This window comes from Epilithonimonas sp. (genome assembly GCF_032055105.1).
Taxonomy (GTDB): Bacteria; Bacteroidota; Bacteroidia; order Flavobacteriales; family Weeksellaceae; genus Epilithonimonas.
This window is the reverse complement of sequence record NZ_DAMBRK010000002.1, coordinates 80226-96262: the sequence shown is the minus strand read 5'-3', so window position 1 is coordinate 96262 and position 16037 is coordinate 80226. Positions and strand designations below refer to the sequence as shown.

General features: G+C 33.7%; 17 protein-coding genes. 12 read left to right on the top strand and 5 right to left on the bottom strand.

Features of this window, described 5'->3' with window-relative positions; translation table 11 throughout:
• Positions 1–52: 52 nt before the first annotated feature.
• From hflX to RTY06_RS01860, 9 genes are all read left to right on the top strand, one after another.
• Positions 53–1267, top strand: a complete 1215-nt coding sequence (gene hflX / locus RTY06_RS01900; protein WP_312822407.1) for a GTPase HflX — start codon at positions 53–55, stop codon at positions 1265–1267.
• Between the two features lie 76 nt (positions 1268–1343).
• A complete protein-coding gene (locus RTY06_RS01895; RefSeq protein WP_312822406.1) occupies positions 1344–2627 on the top strand; it encodes a sodium:proton antiporter in 1284 nt (427 codons plus the stop codon).
• Positions 2628–2758: 131 nt separating this feature from the next.
• Positions 2759–3388 carry a chloramphenicol acetyltransferase gene (locus tag RTY06_RS01890; protein ID WP_312822404.1) on the top strand — a complete coding sequence of 210 codons (630 nt, stop codon included), beginning with the start codon at positions 2759–2761 and terminating at the stop codon, positions 3386–3388.
• Positions 3389–3396: 8 nt separating this feature from the next.
• Positions 3397–4059, top strand: coding sequence for a DUF4919 domain-containing protein (locus RTY06_RS01885; RefSeq protein WP_312822403.1), 663 nt, complete (start codon positions 3397–3399; stop codon positions 4057–4059).
• Positions 4052–4771 (top strand): DNA alkylation repair protein, encoded by a 720-nt coding sequence (locus tag RTY06_RS01880; RefSeq protein ID WP_312822402.1) that lies wholly within the window; start codon positions 4052–4054, stop codon positions 4769–4771. The genes RTY06_RS01885 and RTY06_RS01880 overlap by 8 nt, the downstream gene beginning before the upstream one ends.
• 41 nt (positions 4772–4812) lie before the next feature.
• Entirely contained in the window at positions 4813–5481 is a 669-nt protein-coding gene (locus RTY06_RS01875) for a hypothetical protein (protein ID WP_312822401.1), read from the top strand.
• A gap of 9 nt (positions 5482–5490) precedes the next feature.
• Positions 5491–7536 carry a hypothetical protein gene (locus RTY06_RS01870; RefSeq protein WP_312822400.1) on the top strand — a complete coding sequence of 682 codons (2046 nt, stop codon included), beginning with the start codon at positions 5491–5493 and terminating at the stop codon, positions 7534–7536.
• The gene (locus RTY06_RS01865; protein WP_312822399.1) at positions 7537–8754 is read left to right on the top strand and encodes a hypothetical protein; all 1218 of its coding nucleotides are present in this window, start codon (positions 7537–7539) and stop codon (positions 8752–8754) included.
• Between the two features lie 3 nt (positions 8755–8757).
• On the top strand, positions 8758–9102 hold the full coding sequence (locus RTY06_RS01860) for a DUF6122 family protein (protein ID WP_312822397.1): 345 nt from the start codon (positions 8758–8760) through the stop codon (positions 9100–9102).
• Positions 9103–9108: 6 nt separating this feature from the next.
• Here RTY06_RS01860 and RTY06_RS01855 read toward each other — a convergent pair whose 3' ends face one another.
• Positions 9109–9489, bottom strand: a complete 381-nt coding sequence (locus RTY06_RS01855; protein WP_312822396.1) for a group III truncated hemoglobin — start codon at positions 9487–9489, stop codon at positions 9109–9111.
• A 97-nt stretch (positions 9490–9586) separates the two neighbouring features.
• Between RTY06_RS01855 and RTY06_RS01850 the strand changes: the two genes are divergently transcribed.
• Both RTY06_RS01850 and RTY06_RS01845 read left to right on the top strand, forming a co-directional pair.
• Complete coding sequence (locus tag RTY06_RS01850; protein ID WP_312822395.1) at positions 9587–10075, top strand: YkgJ family cysteine cluster protein; 489 nt, start codon at positions 9587–9589, stop codon at positions 10073–10075.
• A gap of 97 nt (positions 10076–10172) precedes the next feature.
• Positions 10173–10472 carry a hypothetical protein gene (locus tag RTY06_RS01845; RefSeq protein WP_312822393.1) on the top strand — a complete coding sequence of 100 codons (300 nt, stop codon included), beginning with the start codon at positions 10173–10175 and terminating at the stop codon, positions 10470–10472.
• Between the two features lie 32 nt (positions 10473–10504).
• On the opposite strand, the gene hemE is transcribed toward RTY06_RS01845, so the two are convergent.
• From hemE to hemA, 4 genes are all read right to left on the bottom strand, one after another.
• On the bottom strand, positions 10505–11530 hold the full coding sequence (gene hemE / locus RTY06_RS01840; RefSeq protein ID WP_312822392.1) for a uroporphyrinogen decarboxylase: 1026 nt from the start codon (positions 11528–11530) through the stop codon (positions 10505–10507).
• 133 nt (positions 11531–11663) lie between these two features.
• Positions 11664–12353: a uroporphyrinogen-III synthase gene (locus tag RTY06_RS01835; protein WP_312822391.1), complete on the bottom strand. Its 690-nt coding sequence runs from the start codon at positions 12351–12353 to the stop codon at positions 11664–11666.
• Positions 12354–12477: 124 nt separating this feature from the next.
• Entirely contained in the window at positions 12478–13386 is a 909-nt protein-coding gene (hemC, locus tag RTY06_RS01830; RefSeq protein ID WP_312822390.1) for a hydroxymethylbilane synthase, read from the bottom strand.
• On the bottom strand, positions 13355–14644 hold the full coding sequence (gene hemA, locus RTY06_RS01825; RefSeq protein ID WP_312822389.1) for a glutamyl-tRNA reductase: 1290 nt from the start codon (positions 14642–14644) through the stop codon (positions 13355–13357). Before hemA ends, hemC begins: the two co-directional genes overlap by 32 nt.
• A 288-nt stretch (positions 14645–14932) precedes the next feature.
• Between hemA and RTY06_RS01820 the strand changes: the two genes are divergently transcribed.
• Positions 14933–15958, top strand: coding sequence for a rod shape-determining protein (locus RTY06_RS01820; protein ID WP_027383133.1), 1026 nt, complete (start codon positions 14933–14935; stop codon positions 15956–15958).
• Positions 15959–16037 lie beyond the last annotated feature (79 nt).

The window sequence follows — 16037 nt, the reverse complement described above, 5'->3', positions numbered from 1 at the left end:
CTTTTGATAAAAAATAGTAACTTGTCAGAATCAGAAATATTATAAATTTTAAATGTTAGAAAAAAAAGAACATCAGTACGAAGAAGCTGTTTTGGTAGGATTAATTACCCAAAATCAAAGCGAAGATAAACTGATAGAATATATGGATGAATTGGAGTTTCTAGCCTTCACTGCAGGAGCAACAGTTGCCAAACGTTTTACCCAAAGATTGACTCAACCGGATTCCAAAACTTTTGTTGGAAAAGGAAAAATGGAGGAAATCCGAGATTACGCAAAAGAACATAATATCGGAACAGTCATTTTCGATGATGAATTATCGCCTTCACAATTGAAGAATTTGGAACGTGAAATGGAAGTCAAAATCCTTGACAGAACCAATCTGATTCTCGATATTTTCGCACAAAGAGCACAGACTTCTTATGCAAGAACTCAGGTTGAATTAGCTCAATATCAATATCTTCTTCCTCGATTAACAAGAATGTGGACTCACCTTGAACGTCAAAAAGGGGGAATCGGGATGCGTGGTCCTGGAGAAACAGAAATCGAAACCGATAGAAGGATTATCCGTGACCGAATCACTTTATTAAAAGAAAAGCTGAAGATTATCGATAAGCAAATGGGAACTCAAAGACAAAACCGTGGTAAAACCGTACGAACGGCTTTGGTTGGTTATACCAATGTTGGAAAATCTACGTTGATGAACGCTTTGTCAAAATCTGAAGTTTTCGCTGAAAATAAATTGTTTGCAACACTTGATACAACTGTAAGAAAAGTTGTGATTGGTAATCTTCCTTTCCTTTTAACGGATACGGTTGGATTCATCAGAAAATTGCCCACTCAATTAGTAGAATCTTTCAAATCCACTTTGGATGAGGTTCGAGAAGCAGATTTGTTGATTCACGTTGTTGATATTTCTCACGAAAGTTTCGAAGACCATATCAATTCAGTTAATGAAATTCTCCAAGAAATCGATGCGCATCGTAAACCAATGATTATGGTTTTCAACAAGATTGATGATTTTAGTTATGAGAAAAAAGACGACGATGATTTGACGCCTTCATCTAACAAAAATATCTCTCTGGATGAATGGAAAAAAACGTGGATGGCGAAGTCTAAATTTCCAACCGTTTTCATCTCAGCTTTGACTAAAGAAAACTTTCCAGAAATGAAGAAACTGATTTATGATGAGGTTCTTAGGATTCATATTTCTCGTTTCCCTTACAACGATTTGTTGTTTGAATATTTCGATGATGAAGAGGAAAAATAAAATGTAAGTTTAATTAAATAAGTTGATTATGTTGTAGAATTTACAACTGTCAACAAACACAGTATCAAAAATAAAAATGGAGTTATATTACTCATTCTCAGTCTTAATCGTTCTCGCGTCTTTATTCGCATATATCAATTATAGAGTTCTCAAATTACCAAGTACAATCGGGATTATGGTAATCGCAATCATTGTTTCGGTCACTTTGGTTGCTTCAGGCGAAAATTTCTTGCCGAAAACGACAACTCATTTAACAGAGCTTGTTCACAGCTTAGACTTCACCGAAGTTCTGATGGGCGCAATGTTGAATTTCTTATTATTTGCTGGAGGAATTCACGTTAATATCAAAGATTTAAAAGAGCAATTTGGTCCGGTTGTGATATTTTCTACAGTTGGCGTCATTATTTCAACTTTTGCGGTGGCTTTTGGAGCTTATTATCTATTGCCATTAGTCGGTATTCAGATGCCATTCATCTATTGCTTAGTTTTTGGCGCACTGATTTCTCCCACCGACCCAGTGGCAGTTCTCAGTGTTTTGAAGCAAGCGAATGTTTCAAAATCTTTGGAAACCAAAGTTGCCGGAGAATCTTTGTTTAATGATGGGATGGCGGTTGTGGTTTTCACGGTTGTTTTACAATTAGCCATCGGAAAAGAAATCGATTTGAATGTCGAAAATATTGGACTTTTATTATTAAGAGAAGCTGGTGGAGGATTGCTTTTAGGAGTTCTTTTAGGATTGTCCGCATCAAGAGCAATGAGAGTTGTGGATGATTATATTATTTCCGTATTAATCACGTTGTCAGTGGTTATGGGCGGTTATTTGATTGCTCACGAGATGCATATTTCAGCACCTTTGGCGATGGTTGCGGCAGGATTATTTATGGGGAATTTCAGTGAGAGTTTCAAAATGAAATCCGAGACGCAAGATTATCTGATTAAATTTTGGGAGCTGATTGACGAAATTATGAACGCCGTTCTTTTCTTATTTATTGGTTTCGAATTGCTGTTAATCAAAGATTTAAATGAATATCTAGTTGCTGGCGGAATTTGTATTTTGATTGTTTTATTAGCGCGTTGGGTTGCGATTTTTGTTCCGACTAAGTTTATGGCTTTCAAATATCGATTCAGTCCGCAGACGGTGAAAGTTCTGGTTTGGGGAGGAATCAGAGGGGGCGTTTCTATTGCTTTGGCTTTGTCAATTCCGGTGAATGAATACAGTCAGATTATCATTAGTATTACTTATTGTGTTGTTGTATTTTCAATTATAGTTCAAGGATTGACGATTGCGAAAGTTGCCAATCCAAAGAAAATTGCTACCGAAGAAAAAATCATCGAACAAACACTTGAAGAGACTCATTAATTTGAAAAATCAAAAAATCTTTTATAAGCAAAAGCGCCTTTGTGAACTTAAAAACAGTTAGTACTTGAAAAAATCTTTGTGAGCTTTGTGTTAAATTTTCCAATTTATCCGTAGAAGTTAAAAATTAAAAAATGAAAGTTATCGATATAAAAAACTGGAAAAGAAAGGAACATTTCGATTTTTTTTCCCGAATGAAAAGTCCTTATTTTGGGATTGTAACCGAAGTTGATTGTACAGAAACTTACAGATTAGCTAAGGAAAACAACGAATCTTTTTTCGCACATTATCTTCATAAATCAATGAAAGCCATTAATTCGGTTGAGGAATTTGGTTATAGGATTGTAAATGATGAAGTTGTAGCGTTTGATATTGTTCACGTAGGTTCTACAATTGCTAGAAATGACGGAACATTTGGTTTTTCTTATTTTGAATATTCTGATGATTTTCAAATCTTTAACAAGAATTTGCAAAAAGAAATTGATGAAGTTCAAAATTCAATTGGTTTGAGAATCAGAAACGAAGAATTACCGCCCAATCATATCCGACATTCTACAATGCCTTGGACGCATTTTACAGGTTTGCTTCATCCCACAGATTTTGACCCGAAAGAATCGATTCCAAAAATTGTCTTTGGGAAATTTTCTGAGAAAAACGGTCGAAAAATGTTGCCTGTTTCTGTAGAAGGATATCACGGTTTGATGGATGGTTTTCATTTGGCGAAGTATCTTGAAGAATTTCAGAATCAGCTTAATTTGAAGTAAATTTATAAATGATGAGAAATCTGTTTTGTCTTTTTAATTTGTTGATTTTTAATCTTGTATTTTGTCAAATTAATATAGATGAGATAAAAAAGAACGTTTCTGAAAATCCACAAAAATATTATTACGATAATCTTGAGATTTATAAAACAACTCCAGAGAAGCTAACCCAAGAGCAACTTAATTATATTTATTATGGGAATAATTATGTTGATTACGGCTACAAAAGAATAGAATTTAATAATCAGCTAAATAAGGTCACAAATTTTTGTAGTAAGAAACTTTCTAAAAAATTAGCAAATAAGGTTTTAGAAGATGCATTGTCTCTTTATCAGCAAAATCCTATCAACAAGGAATTGATTTATGACCTTATCAATATTTATAAAACTTTAGGAGATAATACAAAAAGTGATTTTCACGCATTGCAATATAAATTGCTGAGAGAAACTATTCAAAAAAGCGGAACGGGAAAATTAGAAGAATTTCCCATTGTAGTTACAAATTTTAGTGACGAAAGAATAGCTTTGGAGGATTTTTCAACGGTATTCAAATACGGAACAGATTTTAAGAGTAAAGTTTTACCGGATGGTTCGTGGCTAAATATTTTCAGAAATGGGCTCGACCTCTTTTTTGTAAAAACGGTACATCATAAAGACAGATTCAAAAATGATTGATTTATTGAAAGATATTAAACAATCTTTATCAGATTTATCTATTCCTGAAAATGTAAAAATTCTCCAAAAATTTTTCAAAACAGGAAAAGGAGAATATGGCGAAGGCGATGTTTTTATTGGTGTAACTGTTCCAGACCAACGAAGCGTTGCGAAAGAATTTTACAATAAGATTTCTCTCGAAGAACTTAGCGAATTGTTGTCTTCAAAAATTCACGAACATCGTTTGACGGCTTTGCTGATTTTGGTTTATAAATTCGAAAAAACAAAAGATAAAATCGAACAAAAAGAAATCATTGATTTTTATCTGAAGCATACAAAACATATCAATAATTGGGATTTGGTTGATACATCGTGTTACAAGATTTTAGGTCGATATTGTTTTGGAAATCAAGATTCTAAAATCTTAGAAAAATTGTCTGATTCCAAAAATATGTGGGAAATGCGAATGGCGATTGTCGGAACAATGTATCACATCAAAAAAAGACAATTTGAATTAACAAAAACCTTCGCTCTCAAAAATCTGAAACATCCACACGATTTGATGCATAAAGCTAACGGTTGGCTTCTCCGCGAAATGGGAAAAATGAACGAAAAAGAATTATTGGATTTCCTTAATCTTCATTACAAAGAAATGCCAAGAACTTGCCTCCGATATGCGATAGAAAAACTGGACGAGGAACTTCGACAAGATTATTTAAAAGGAAGGATTTAAAATTATAAAATTATCTTTGTTAATAACCAACTTCAATTCCTGTGAAAAATCTGATTAAATATCTCACTCTGTTCATCACTTTTATTAGTCTGACAAGTTGTTTTGATATCATTGATAAAATGAGTCTGAAAGCTGATGGAAGCGGAGAATATTCCATCATTTTGAATGCAAGCAAAAGTAAAACCCGATTGCAATCTATCTCAAAAATGGAAACGATTAATGGCAAAAAAGTTCCTAAAAAATCAGAGATAGAAAGTAAGCTGAAAGAAGCTTCGGAAATATTTAAAACTGTTCCGGGAATCAGTCAAGTAAAAACGTCTTTTGATGCTGAGAACTATATTATTAAGCTCAGCTGTAATTTCAAAAAGATTGAAAATATCAATGCTGGTTTAGAAAAACTGAAAGCCAAAAATATCATTGGAAAAACCATTCCAACTCAATTATACAAGAATAATGTTGCTGAGAAAACATTTATAAGAAACAAGATTAATTCTTTCAAAAACGATTACAACAAACTCAGCAGTGCGGATAAAGAGGTTTTCAATAATGCGACTTACACGTCTATTTTGCAATTTGAAAATATGATTAAGTCTCAGACTAATAACACTTACGCCATTTCTCCGAATAAAAAAGCTTTAAAAATTAATAGTAATATTTTGGATTTTGTACTTGAAAAAAAGCAGGTTCAGAATACCATTTCATTACAATAAAAACTACATATGAAAACAGTTTTACATCAATTCCAGATTCTATATTTCCTTTTTATAGGTTTCTTTTTTGCCAGTTCTCAAAACACAACGGAAATTCCCAAGAATGCATTTTTCTATATGGAAACCAATTCCAAACAGCTCAATGAAAAAGTAAATTGGAATAAACTGAATCCAATTTTGCAAGACTTGAACAAGAACAATCAGGAAAAGCCAACTTGGAAAGATTTCTCCAACATAGGAATCCAAAATGATGCGAAACAATACCACTATTTTTCGAGTTTCAATGATTCTGTGAAAGCTTACACGGCGCATTTTATTCTCCAAGATTCTAAGAAATTTCTAGAATTCATCAATGTTTCGGCTAAAAAAGAACTGGAAGTGACGAAGAAAGATAAGTATTCTTACGTCAATCTCAATGACGAAACATTTGTCGCTTGGAATGACAAACGTGCGGTTATTACAGGCGTAAGTTATACCAAATCTTACCCAAAATTTGATTATGATAAAATTGCTGATAGTGCTGTTTCTGTCATCGACTCAATTGCTATGAACGTTGATTCGACTGCTGTTGAACTAGACTCGGCTTATGCGGAAGTTGAAAAACCTTTTGATTACAAAGAAGAAATCAAATACCTAAAAGAAGAAATCAAATATCAAAAAGAAGATATCAAGGAACATAACGCGGAAATTGTGCGTCTCCAAAAAGACATCAAATATCTCGAAAAACATCACCAATATCCTCCAAAACCAAAAACGGAAGAAGCTGTTGAAAGCGAAGAAGTTGCTTCTGCAAAACCAACGGAAGAATATGATGAAGAAGCGGAGGATTTGGCTTACAAAAAAGAAATGGATTCTATAAAAGCGGAAGATTTTAAGATTATAAAAGCTTTTGCTGAAAGGGAATTTGATAAATATTTCGATGCCAATTTTGAGATAGAAGTTCCAAAGGAAATGGTTGCGTTTCAAGACCCAAAATCAGACATTTTCATCTATACAAATTACGGAGAAGTCTTCAAAAATGGACCTTATAAAAAGTTATTGAGCCTTTACAGTTACGGAAGTCTTTTGGATAATCTTTACAATTCCAATTCGACTTATAATGTTTATTTTGAGAAGAATAAATTAAGATTTGTCAACAATTATCAACATAGAAATAAAGAAGCTCAGAAGAATATTTCGGCGGTTTATCAAGGCAAAAAGAATAAAAAATTAATGTCTTTGATTCCGGATAAAAGCATTGGATATTATGCGATTAATTTTGATGGATACAAATACTTTGATATGTTGTACAGTTTGTTCGAAAGTAGCAATGACAACGAGAAATATCAGAAAGAAATCGGATTGATTATCGAAACGGTAAAAATCGTTCTGGATGAAAAAGCCATTTCTAAAATCGCTCCAGGAAATGGGATTTTTGTGTTGAATGAACTTAATACTAAAAAAGTAGAGTACACGGATTATGAGTTTGATGAGAACTTCAACAGCAAGGAAATCAGAAAAACCAAAGATGTTGCGGTTCCGGATTTCACTTTTGCTTTTGCGACGGATAACGATGATTATTGGAAACGTATTTTCGATGTGTTGACTTCTAACAAAGAATTGGCGCAGAAATTTGGAAAAAATGGAGACATCTATTACCTGAAAAAAGACCCGAAAAACAGCAGTTATGTGGATCAAATGTTCTTCACGGTAAAAGACGGAATCGTTTATCTGACAACATCTCTCGCTAATCTCGCTCCAAAAAAACAGTCTGGGATTTCTGAAAAATGGGCAAAAGAAGCTTCTAAAAATTCTCAGTCAGGAAGTTTCAATATGCAGAGGTTGATGAATGGATTGGAGAAAGAATTCAAAACTTTGCCTGAACAAAAAGCGTTGAATCTTTTCAGAAAAAATGCAGGCGACTTTGATTTTAAAACCAATGTGAAAGGCGAAAGTATTAAAACAGAATTCAATTATACAACGCCGAATTCCTCGGAAAACAGCTTGATGTATTTCTTTGACCTTTGCAATGATTTGATTAAAATAATGGAGCCGGCGAAACCAACCTCATTTTAAATGAAGAAAAGACTTATCTTTTTTTTACTGATTTTAATTGTCGGAATTATCGTTTTTTTTCTGTGGTTTCATAAGGATAAAGAACTGAAATCTATTCCGAAAAATGCAGATGCTGTTGTTTTGATTGATGTTAAAGAAATTTCAAAACAATATTTTTTGACTTGGATAAAACATCCTTCTCAATGGGTTGGGAAATCAAGTTCTCAGCATAAAAATAATGGATTAATCATTCCGGATTATATCCAGATTTTCCATTTGAAAGATTCCAGTTTTGCTGAATGGTACAGTGTTTTTGAGATTAAGGATAAAAATAGTTTGATTGAATTTTTGATAAAAAAAGGCTTCAAAATTTCAAAAAATAATATTTATACAAAAGAAAGTTTTTCAATAAAAATTGAAGCTTCCAAATGTGTTATTGGATTTTCGAATTCGAATTTTGAGACTAAAGTTCAGCAGATTCTTAATTCTAAAAATAAAGTGTTAAACGCTGACCAATTCATCAATAACTCGATTGCAAGTGTGTCTTATCTTGCAAAATCTAAGATTCACAATTTTGCAGTTTATCTCAATGATGATAATCTGGAAATTAAAACTAAAACTTTACAGGATATTTTTTCATCAACCATTTCAGATTTAGAAAAACAAACTCAGTTTTTGAATTTAAAATTAGATTCAAAGAATACAAAAATTGCGACTCAATTATTTAATAAAGAAATATCGGATTCTATTAATATTGATTCAATCAATGCTTTTGCTGAGCTGGAAACTGTGAATGATACAATCGTGAGTTATGGTTATGATGATGATTTCAATGAAATAGAAAAAGTAAGTTATCAGAATTTGATTCAACCGAATTATCTGATTAATTTTCAAAGTTCCGATTCAGAAAAAATTGGGGCTTATTTTCAAAATAAAAAGTGGATTAATGCTCAAAATCAATTCACACTAATTCCATTTCAACCGAATCTAATAGAACAAAAAGTAAACGAAATTATCATAAAATCTCTAAGGAAACCAATTAAGTCCAATCAAAATCTTTCTGGGAATTATTTCTTTCTAAAAAATAGTCAACTGTTTGAAAATCTGTTAGGAACAATTTCAAAATCTAGAACGAAAGCAATTTCTGATTTGGATTATGTTTTTTACGGCAATAAAGCAGATTACTATTACATTAAGCTGAAATTCAAAAAAGAAAAATTACCAATCATATTACGCTAGAAAATGAACGTTCCCGATTTTATCACATTAAGAACAATAATCCATTATTTTTTACACTTTGGTTTTCCGGTTGTGTTGGCTTTTTTGTTCTTCAGAAAAGATTGGAAAAAAGCTTATTTCATAATGTTGGCGACAATGTTGGTTGATGCAGACCATTTACTCAGTACACCGATTTTTGCTCCGGACAGATGCAGTATTAATTTTCATCCGCTGCACACCTATTGGGCAATTGGCGTTTATTTTCTGCTCTTATTTTTTAAAGGAATTCCAAGGATTATCAGCGTTGGATTACTGTTTCATATGCTGACAGATTGGATAGATTGCCAATTGCATCATCTTGGATTTTAAAAAAATCTAATTATTCCTCGCATTCGCCATTTTGTGATTCATAATTCTGGCGATATTCAAAGCTCGGTTGATAGCGTTTTCGGCATTTTCTCCGTCAAAGTTCTCGTGAACTGTTTTCTCCCAAATCTGCAACCAACGATTAAAATGCTTCTCTTCCAAAGCCGAAACTTCATTAATTGGGAAATGTTTTGCCATTGGATGACCTTCATAAACAGGATTTCCTAAAAGAATGCTTTCCCAGAAATTATACATTTTCGGAAGATGTTTACTAAGGTCAATCTTCGCAACATCTGTAAAGAAAAATCCGATGAGGTCGTCTTTTATCACTTGGTCATAGAATTCTTTTACAAGAAATTCCACATCTTCTCTGCTTGTAATATCTTTCATAATTTGATATTTTGTTCTATCAAAGTTATCGCTTTTTGAATCAGCTTGAAATAAGATTAATGTCAGTTTTTATTTGGAAAACCACTAATTTTGTAAAATGGATCTTGATTTCTATAAAAAACAAGCACAGCAAAAACAGAAAGACCACAAAAAATTCTTGGACGGACTCAAAAAGAAACCGCCGAAGAATCTTGATTATTTGGTTGTAGAAAAACACGAAGAAACCTTTGAGGAAATTGATTGTCTCAGCTGTGCGAATTGCTGTAAAACCACTGGTCCGCTTTACACAGAGAAGGATATCGAAAGAATCTCGAAACATCTCCGAATGAAACAAGCAGATTTCGAGTCTAAGTTTTTGAGAATTGATGAGGACAATGATAAAGTTCTTCAAAACTTACCTTGCTTTTTCTTAAATGATGACAACACTTGTTCAATCTATGATATTCGTCCGAAAGCTTGTAGAGAATATCCTCACACAGACCGAAAGAAAATTTATCAAATCAATAATCTTACGATCAAAAATACTTTGATTTGTCCAGCAACTTATGTTTTTGTAGAAAAACTAAGAAAAGTTTTGGAAAAGTAATTTATCCTAAAGTTCTCTTAAAAATCTTATAACTTCTTAAATTTAACATAATATGGTTTGGTGTTTGAAACTAATTATATACACTAAATAAATTGTTATGAAAAAGTTAATGATAACGGGAGCATTTCTAATGTTTGGAACATTATTGATAAATGCACAAACGACTCCTAAAAAAGATAATATGAGGTCGAAAGCAGAAAAAAATCTGAAATCTACTGAAATGAAAATGGATACATCTTCTCAGACTATGGAAATGAATAAGAAAGATACATTCAATCTTGAACAAAGACAGAAAATAGAGGATGATAAAACCAGAAAAAGAATGCAGTCGCCAAAAGATGGATTGAATAACGAGTCTTTAAAACCTCAAGAACCCGCACCAGGACAATTAGAATAAAAAAAGGAGCAAATTAATTTGCTCCTTTTCATTTATGGTTTCCATTCAACCACCGCTTTTATAAAAGCTTCGGCATTTTCAACAGGAATATTTGGTAAAATCCCGTGTCCGAGGTTGACGATGTATTTATCTTTTCCAAAACGGTTAATCATTTCGTGAACCATTTTCCTAATAGTTTCCGGCTTCGAATGTAATCTTGACGGGTCAAAATTTCCTTGCAAAGTCACAGCATTATTCGTGAATTGTCTAGCTAATTCAGGCGTGATTGTCCAATCCACACCGACTGCAGACGCTTTAGATTTCGTCATTTCGTCCAAAGCAAACCAACAGCCTTTCCCAAAAACCACAATGTGAGTCAACGGAGCAAGCGCTTCGACAATCTGATTGATATATTGCCAAGAAAATTCTTGATAATCCGCTGGCGAAAGCATTCCGCCCCAAGAATCGAAAACCTGAACTGCAGAAACGCCTTTTTCCACTTTCCTTTTCAGGTAGGCAATTGTCGTATCAGTGATTTTTTGCAATAATTTGTGCGCTGCTTCCGGTTGTAGAAAACAAAACGATTTTGCGATATTGAAATCCTTAGAACCTCTACCTTCAATGCAATAACAGAAAATCGTCCAAGGCGAACCTGCAAAACCAATCAAAGGAATCTCATTGTCCAGTTTTTCCAAAGTCATTTCTATCGCATCGAAAACGTAACCCAAAGTATCATTTACATCAGGAACGATAACGTTATCAACTTGTTCAGCAGTTCTGATAGGTTCATCCAGCCAAGGCCCCACCGATTCTTTCATTTTGAAATCGATTCCCATTGCTTGCGGAACTACCAAAATATCGGAGAACAAAATCGCTGCGTCCAAAGGAAATCGTCTAATCGGCTGCACCGTGATTTCCGATGCCAATTCAGGCGTTTGACATCTTGTGAAAAAATCGTATTTGTCGCGCAAAGCGATGAATTCCGGCAGGTATCTTCCCGCTTGTCTCATCATCCAAACTGGCGGTCTTTCCACGGTTTCTCCGCGAAGTGCCTTTAAATATAGGTCGTTTTTAATCATTTTATATATTATTTTGGGCGCCTTTATCCGCCTTCCGCTCCCAATTGTCACTCTGAGGCTCTCGAAGAGTCCGCTCAAGTCGGGGCGCGCTTCGCAAAATACAACTTTAGCCTTTCAAATTATATCAACATTGTCATACTGAGCCTGTCGAAGTATCTTTTAAAATCAAATTTAAAATATCAGCTAAAGTATTTTTTGAGCTTGTAATTATTTTATTATCAGTTAGTTTTTCCAATTCGGAAGTTGTGGTTTTTCCAATCGAAAAAATCTTTATACCATCCAAATTATTGAACTTTGCAAAACTACGAACTCCACTCGGACTGAAGAAAACTATCGCCTGATATTTCTCATCGATTTTGGGGTAGAGTAGTGCGGTCTTATAAACAGGGATTTTTTTGTAAGAAATATTTTGCAAAGGCAATTTCTCATCTAGAATATCTAGCGCAATATTACCACAAAAATGCAAAAAACATTCGTTCACAGAATTTTCTGTTATGAAATTTGAAAGTTCATTAGCATTCTTGCAAAGTTTAAAAGTTCCGAAATTATGTTGTCTTAATTCTTTTTTGGTTTGTGAACCAACAACGTAGATTTTGTTGTAGTTTTTTGGTTTAGTAAAATTTTCATTCGGAGAAAATCCATTTTCGAAAAAAGCTTTTACGCCATTCACGCTTGTGAAAATCAATGAATTATTTTTTAAATCAAAAGCTTTAGTTTTTATAAATTCTGTATTAATAACTTCAACAAAATCAACCGAAAAATCTGTTCCTAATTTCTCAGAAACTTTTTCTTTGTCCAATGATTTTGTAAAAAGGATTTTCATTTGATTTTAACGCAAAGTCGCGAAGTTTTGTAAATTTAATTTTATAAAAAAGTCGCAAAGGTCAAACTTGGCGACTTTTAACATTGTAAAGGTAAAAATATTGCGCCTTTGCGATATTTAATTCTTATAAGCTTTTTCTGATTTCATCCATCAATTCCTTGCCTCCATTTTTTAGGACTTCCAAAGCAATTTTTTCTCCAAAATTTTCAGAATCGTTCCAGTCAAAAATCTCATCAGTATCAATGCAGTCTTTTCCATCAAGAGAACAAAGCCTCCCCAAGAATCTGATTTGTCCGTTAACCATTTCCGCTTTTGCGCCAATTGGAGCAGTACAACCGCCTTCAAGCGTTTTAAGAAATTCTCTTTCTATTGTTACGCAAATCTCGGTTTCTTTATGAGAAATCGATTTTAAAGAATCATTCAATTCTTCATTATCAGACAAACTTGCAATGGCAACAACACCTTGCGAAGGCGCTTGTAATAAGAACGGAATTTGTTCATAATTAATATCCAGATTCATTCTTTTGATTCCTGCCAAAGAAAAAACGGTAGCATCAGCGATTCCGTCGTCCAGCTTTTTCAAACGTGTTTGAACGTTTCCTCGGATGTCAGTGAATTCAGTTTCAGGAAATTCTTTCAACCAAAACGCACGTCTTCTCAAACTGCTGGTTGCGATTTTCAAAACGTTTAAATCCAAAGGTTGAGCATCATTATTTCTAACCAAAACATCTTCAGGAAAATCTCTTTCCAAAACTGCAGAAATCTGAATATTATTAGGTAACTGAGTCGGAACATCTTTCAAAGAATGAATAGCAATATCGATTTCTTTATTTAATAGAGCAATGTCCAAATCTTTCGTAAACACACCTGTGATTCCCAATGCGTAAAGTGGTTGGTCAAGATTTTTGTCTCCTGAACTTACAATAGGAACAATCTCGGTTTCGAAACCAAGGTTTTGCAATTTTGATTCAACTTCGTGAGCCTGCCAAAGTGCAAGCGGACTATTTCGTGTTCCTATTCTTATTTTGTTCATCGGATTCTTGTTTATGGATATCTAAGATGTCCTCCATCATTTTCGTGATTTCGTCTGCACGGGAAGGGTTTTCGAGAATGTACTTTGCAAATCGATTGGTTAGTTTTTGAACCAGTTTATTAGAAAGCTCCATATCTTCAATTTTGGCGTAATTGAATTTCTTATGAATGTTGTGCATCTCGTTTTTCTCAATCTGTTTCAAAGAATTTTTGAATTGGTTGATTTGAGGTGCCAATTTTCTTTTCTTTTCCCAATCTACAAATTCCTTCGCCATTTCTTTGATGATTCCTTCGGCTTTCGGAATTTCTTTTTTTCGCTGTTCCATTGTTTCCTGAATGGTTTGCGAAAGTTGGTCAACATCAATCAAAGTGACATTTTCCCAACTCCCGATTTCTTTCTGAACGTTATTAGGAATCGATAAATCGATGACAAGCATTTCTTTATCTTTAGGAAAATTGGATTCGTCAATAATATATTTCTGAGCTCCCGTCGCAACAATCAGAACATCAGTTTGTTTCAGTTCCTCTGGAAATTCATTAAAATCGATTTGAGGAATATTGTATTTATCAGCAATTTTCTCCGCTTTTTCAAAAGAACGGTTGGCGATTTTGATTTTCGGTTGATAGATATGTTTAACAAGATTCTCAATCGTGTTTTGACCAATTTCTCCCACACCAAGAAGCAAAATATTTTTCTCATGAAGGTGTCTCGTGTTGTTCAATATATAATGAACTGCGGCGTAAGAAACCGAAGCAGAACCAGTACTGATTCCTGTTTCGTTTTTAATTCTCTTCGAAATCTGAATTGATGAATTAATCGCTCTTTCCAAGTATGGATTAGAAAAGTCCTTGTATTTTTTGAATCGATGATAAGCATTCTTGATTTGAGAAACAATCTCAAAATCACCAATAATCTGGCTTTCCAAACCTGCTGCAACACGGAAAAGGTGAAAAAGCGCATCTTCTCTTTGTATAACATTCACATATTTCAAAAACTCAGAAAGCTGAACACCAACTGTATTACAGTAGAGTTCCGCGATATGAAGGTAGTTTTTGGTTGTGGAATAAATCTCTGTTCTGTTGCAAGTGGAAACCACAAAAGCATCACCAAAATCCTGTTCATGGATTTGGTTGACGAAAGATTTAACGTGTTCATCAAAAAATGCAAATTTGCCACGAGTTTCTGCATCAGCTTTTTCGTAACTGATGCTTAGAACGGCAAAATCAGAAGTTTGATGAAATTTATTTTTTGGACTCATTTTTCAGTTTGCAAATTTACAATTTTTAAAACTAAGACTGTTTCTGAATATCATTTTGAAAAATTGATAAAATCTATAAGTTTTCTAAAAATTATAAACAGATTTTCAACAATATATTCCTCTTTTTGAAGTTTTAATATGAGAGATTTAGTTGAAGCGAAATTTTGGAATTTTGAATGATTATTCGAAGTGAAATTTTAAGGAAATTTTAACCAAAATATTTTTAATTCAATAATTAAAATGAGACTAAATTCCTATCTTTGTCAACTTAACAATTATTGAACGGAAATGGGTATATTGGATATGTTTACGCAAGAGATTGCGATTGACTTGGGAACGGCGAATACGCTAATCATACATAACAACAAAATCGTTGTAGATCAGCCTTCTATCGTAGCGATAGAGCGCTCTTCTGGCAAGCCGATTGCTGTTGGGGAACAGGCAAAACATATGCAAGGGAAGACTCACGAGGATATCAAAACAGTTCGTCCATTAAAGGATGGCGTTATCGCAGATTTCCACGCTTCCGAACATATGATTAAGGAATTTATCAAACAAATTCCAGGTATCAAAGGAAAGCTTTTTCAACCCGCACTTAGAATTGTTATTTGTATCCCATCCGGAATTACCGAAGTTGAAAAAAGAGCGGTAAGAGATTCTGCCCAAAAAGTGAATGCTAAAGAAGTTCGTTTGATTTATGAACCAATGGCTGCAGCAATAGGAGTTGGAATTGATGTTCAAAAACCAGAAGGTAATATGATTATCGATATAGGTGGTGGTACAACGGAGATTGCTGTAGTTGCGCTTGGTGGAATTGTTTGTGACAAATCTGTGAAAATTGCAGGTGATGTTTTCACTAATGATATTGCCTATTACTTAAGAACGCATCATAATTTATATATCGGAGAAAGAACTGCTGAGAGAATCAAATTAGAAGTTGGTTCTGCTGTTGAAGAATTAGACGTTCCAATTGATGATATCCCTGTACAAGGTCGTGATTTGATTACCGGTAAACCAAAAGAGATTATGGTGAATTATAAAGAAATTGCGAAGGCTCTTGATAAATCAATCATCAGAATCGAAGATGCAGTAATGGAAACTCTTTCTTTGACTCCTCCGGAATTGGCTGCTGATATCTATAAAACAGGTATTTACCTTGCTGGCGGTGGTGCTCTTCTAAGAGGTTTGGCAGACAGGCTTCACCGAAAAACTGGACTTCCTGTTTTCGTAGCAGAAGACCCATTGAGAGCAGTTGTAAGAGGAACAGGGATTGCTCTTAAAAATATGGATAAATTCAATTTCTTAATTAAATAATCAATTTTCTATATAATTTGAATGTTCGGACTTTTGATGATACGTTTTGAGTCAAAGTCCAACATTTATAATTTATCAA

Coding starts and splice junctions, on each gene's coding strand:
- hflX (WP_312822407.1), top strand. CDS start 53: ATGTTAGAAAAAAAAGAACATCAGTACGAAGAAGCTGTTTTGGTAGGA.
- RTY06_RS01895 (WP_312822406.1), top strand. CDS start 1,344: ATGGAGTTATATTACTCATTCTCAGTCTTAATCGTTCTCGCGTCTTTA.
- RTY06_RS01890 (WP_312822404.1), top strand. CDS start 2,759: ATGAAAGTTATCGATATAAAAAACTGGAAAAGAAAGGAACATTTCGAT.
- RTY06_RS01885 (WP_312822403.1), top strand. CDS start 3,397: ATGATGAGAAATCTGTTTTGTCTTTTTAATTTGTTGATTTTTAATCTT.
- RTY06_RS01880 (WP_312822402.1), top strand. CDS start 4,052: ATGATTGATTTATTGAAAGATATTAAACAATCTTTATCAGATTTATCT.
- RTY06_RS01870 (WP_312822400.1), top strand. CDS start 5,491: ATGAAAACAGTTTTACATCAATTCCAGATTCTATATTTCCTTTTTATA.
- RTY06_RS01865 (WP_312822399.1), top strand. CDS start 7,537: ATGAAGAAAAGACTTATCTTTTTTTTACTGATTTTAATTGTCGGAATT.
- RTY06_RS01860 (WP_312822397.1), top strand. CDS start 8,758: ATGAACGTTCCCGATTTTATCACATTAAGAACAATAATCCATTATTTT.
- RTY06_RS01855 (WP_312822396.1), bottom strand. CDS start 9,489: ATGAAAGATATTACAAGCAGAGAAGATGTGGAATTTCTTGTAAAAGAA.
- RTY06_RS01850 (WP_312822395.1), top strand. CDS start 9,587: ATGGATCTTGATTTCTATAAAAAACAAGCACAGCAAAAACAGAAAGAC.
- RTY06_RS01845 (WP_312822393.1), top strand. CDS start 10,173: ATGAAAAAGTTAATGATAACGGGAGCATTTCTAATGTTTGGAACATTA.
- hemE (WP_312822392.1), bottom strand. CDS start 11,530: ATGATTAAAAACGACCTATATTTAAAGGCACTTCGCGGAGAAACCGTG.
- RTY06_RS01835 (WP_312822391.1), bottom strand. CDS start 12,353: ATGAAAATCCTTTTTACAAAATCATTGGACAAAGAAAAAGTTTCTGAG.
- hemC (WP_312822390.1), bottom strand. CDS start 13,386: ATGAACAAAATAAGAATAGGAACACGAAATAGTCCGCTTGCACTTTGG.
- hemA (WP_312822389.1), bottom strand. CDS start 14,644: ATGAGTCCAAAAAATAAATTTCATCAAACTTCTGATTTTGCCGTTCTA.
- RTY06_RS01820 (WP_027383133.1), top strand. CDS start 14,933: ATGGGTATATTGGATATGTTTACGCAAGAGATTGCGATTGACTTGGGA.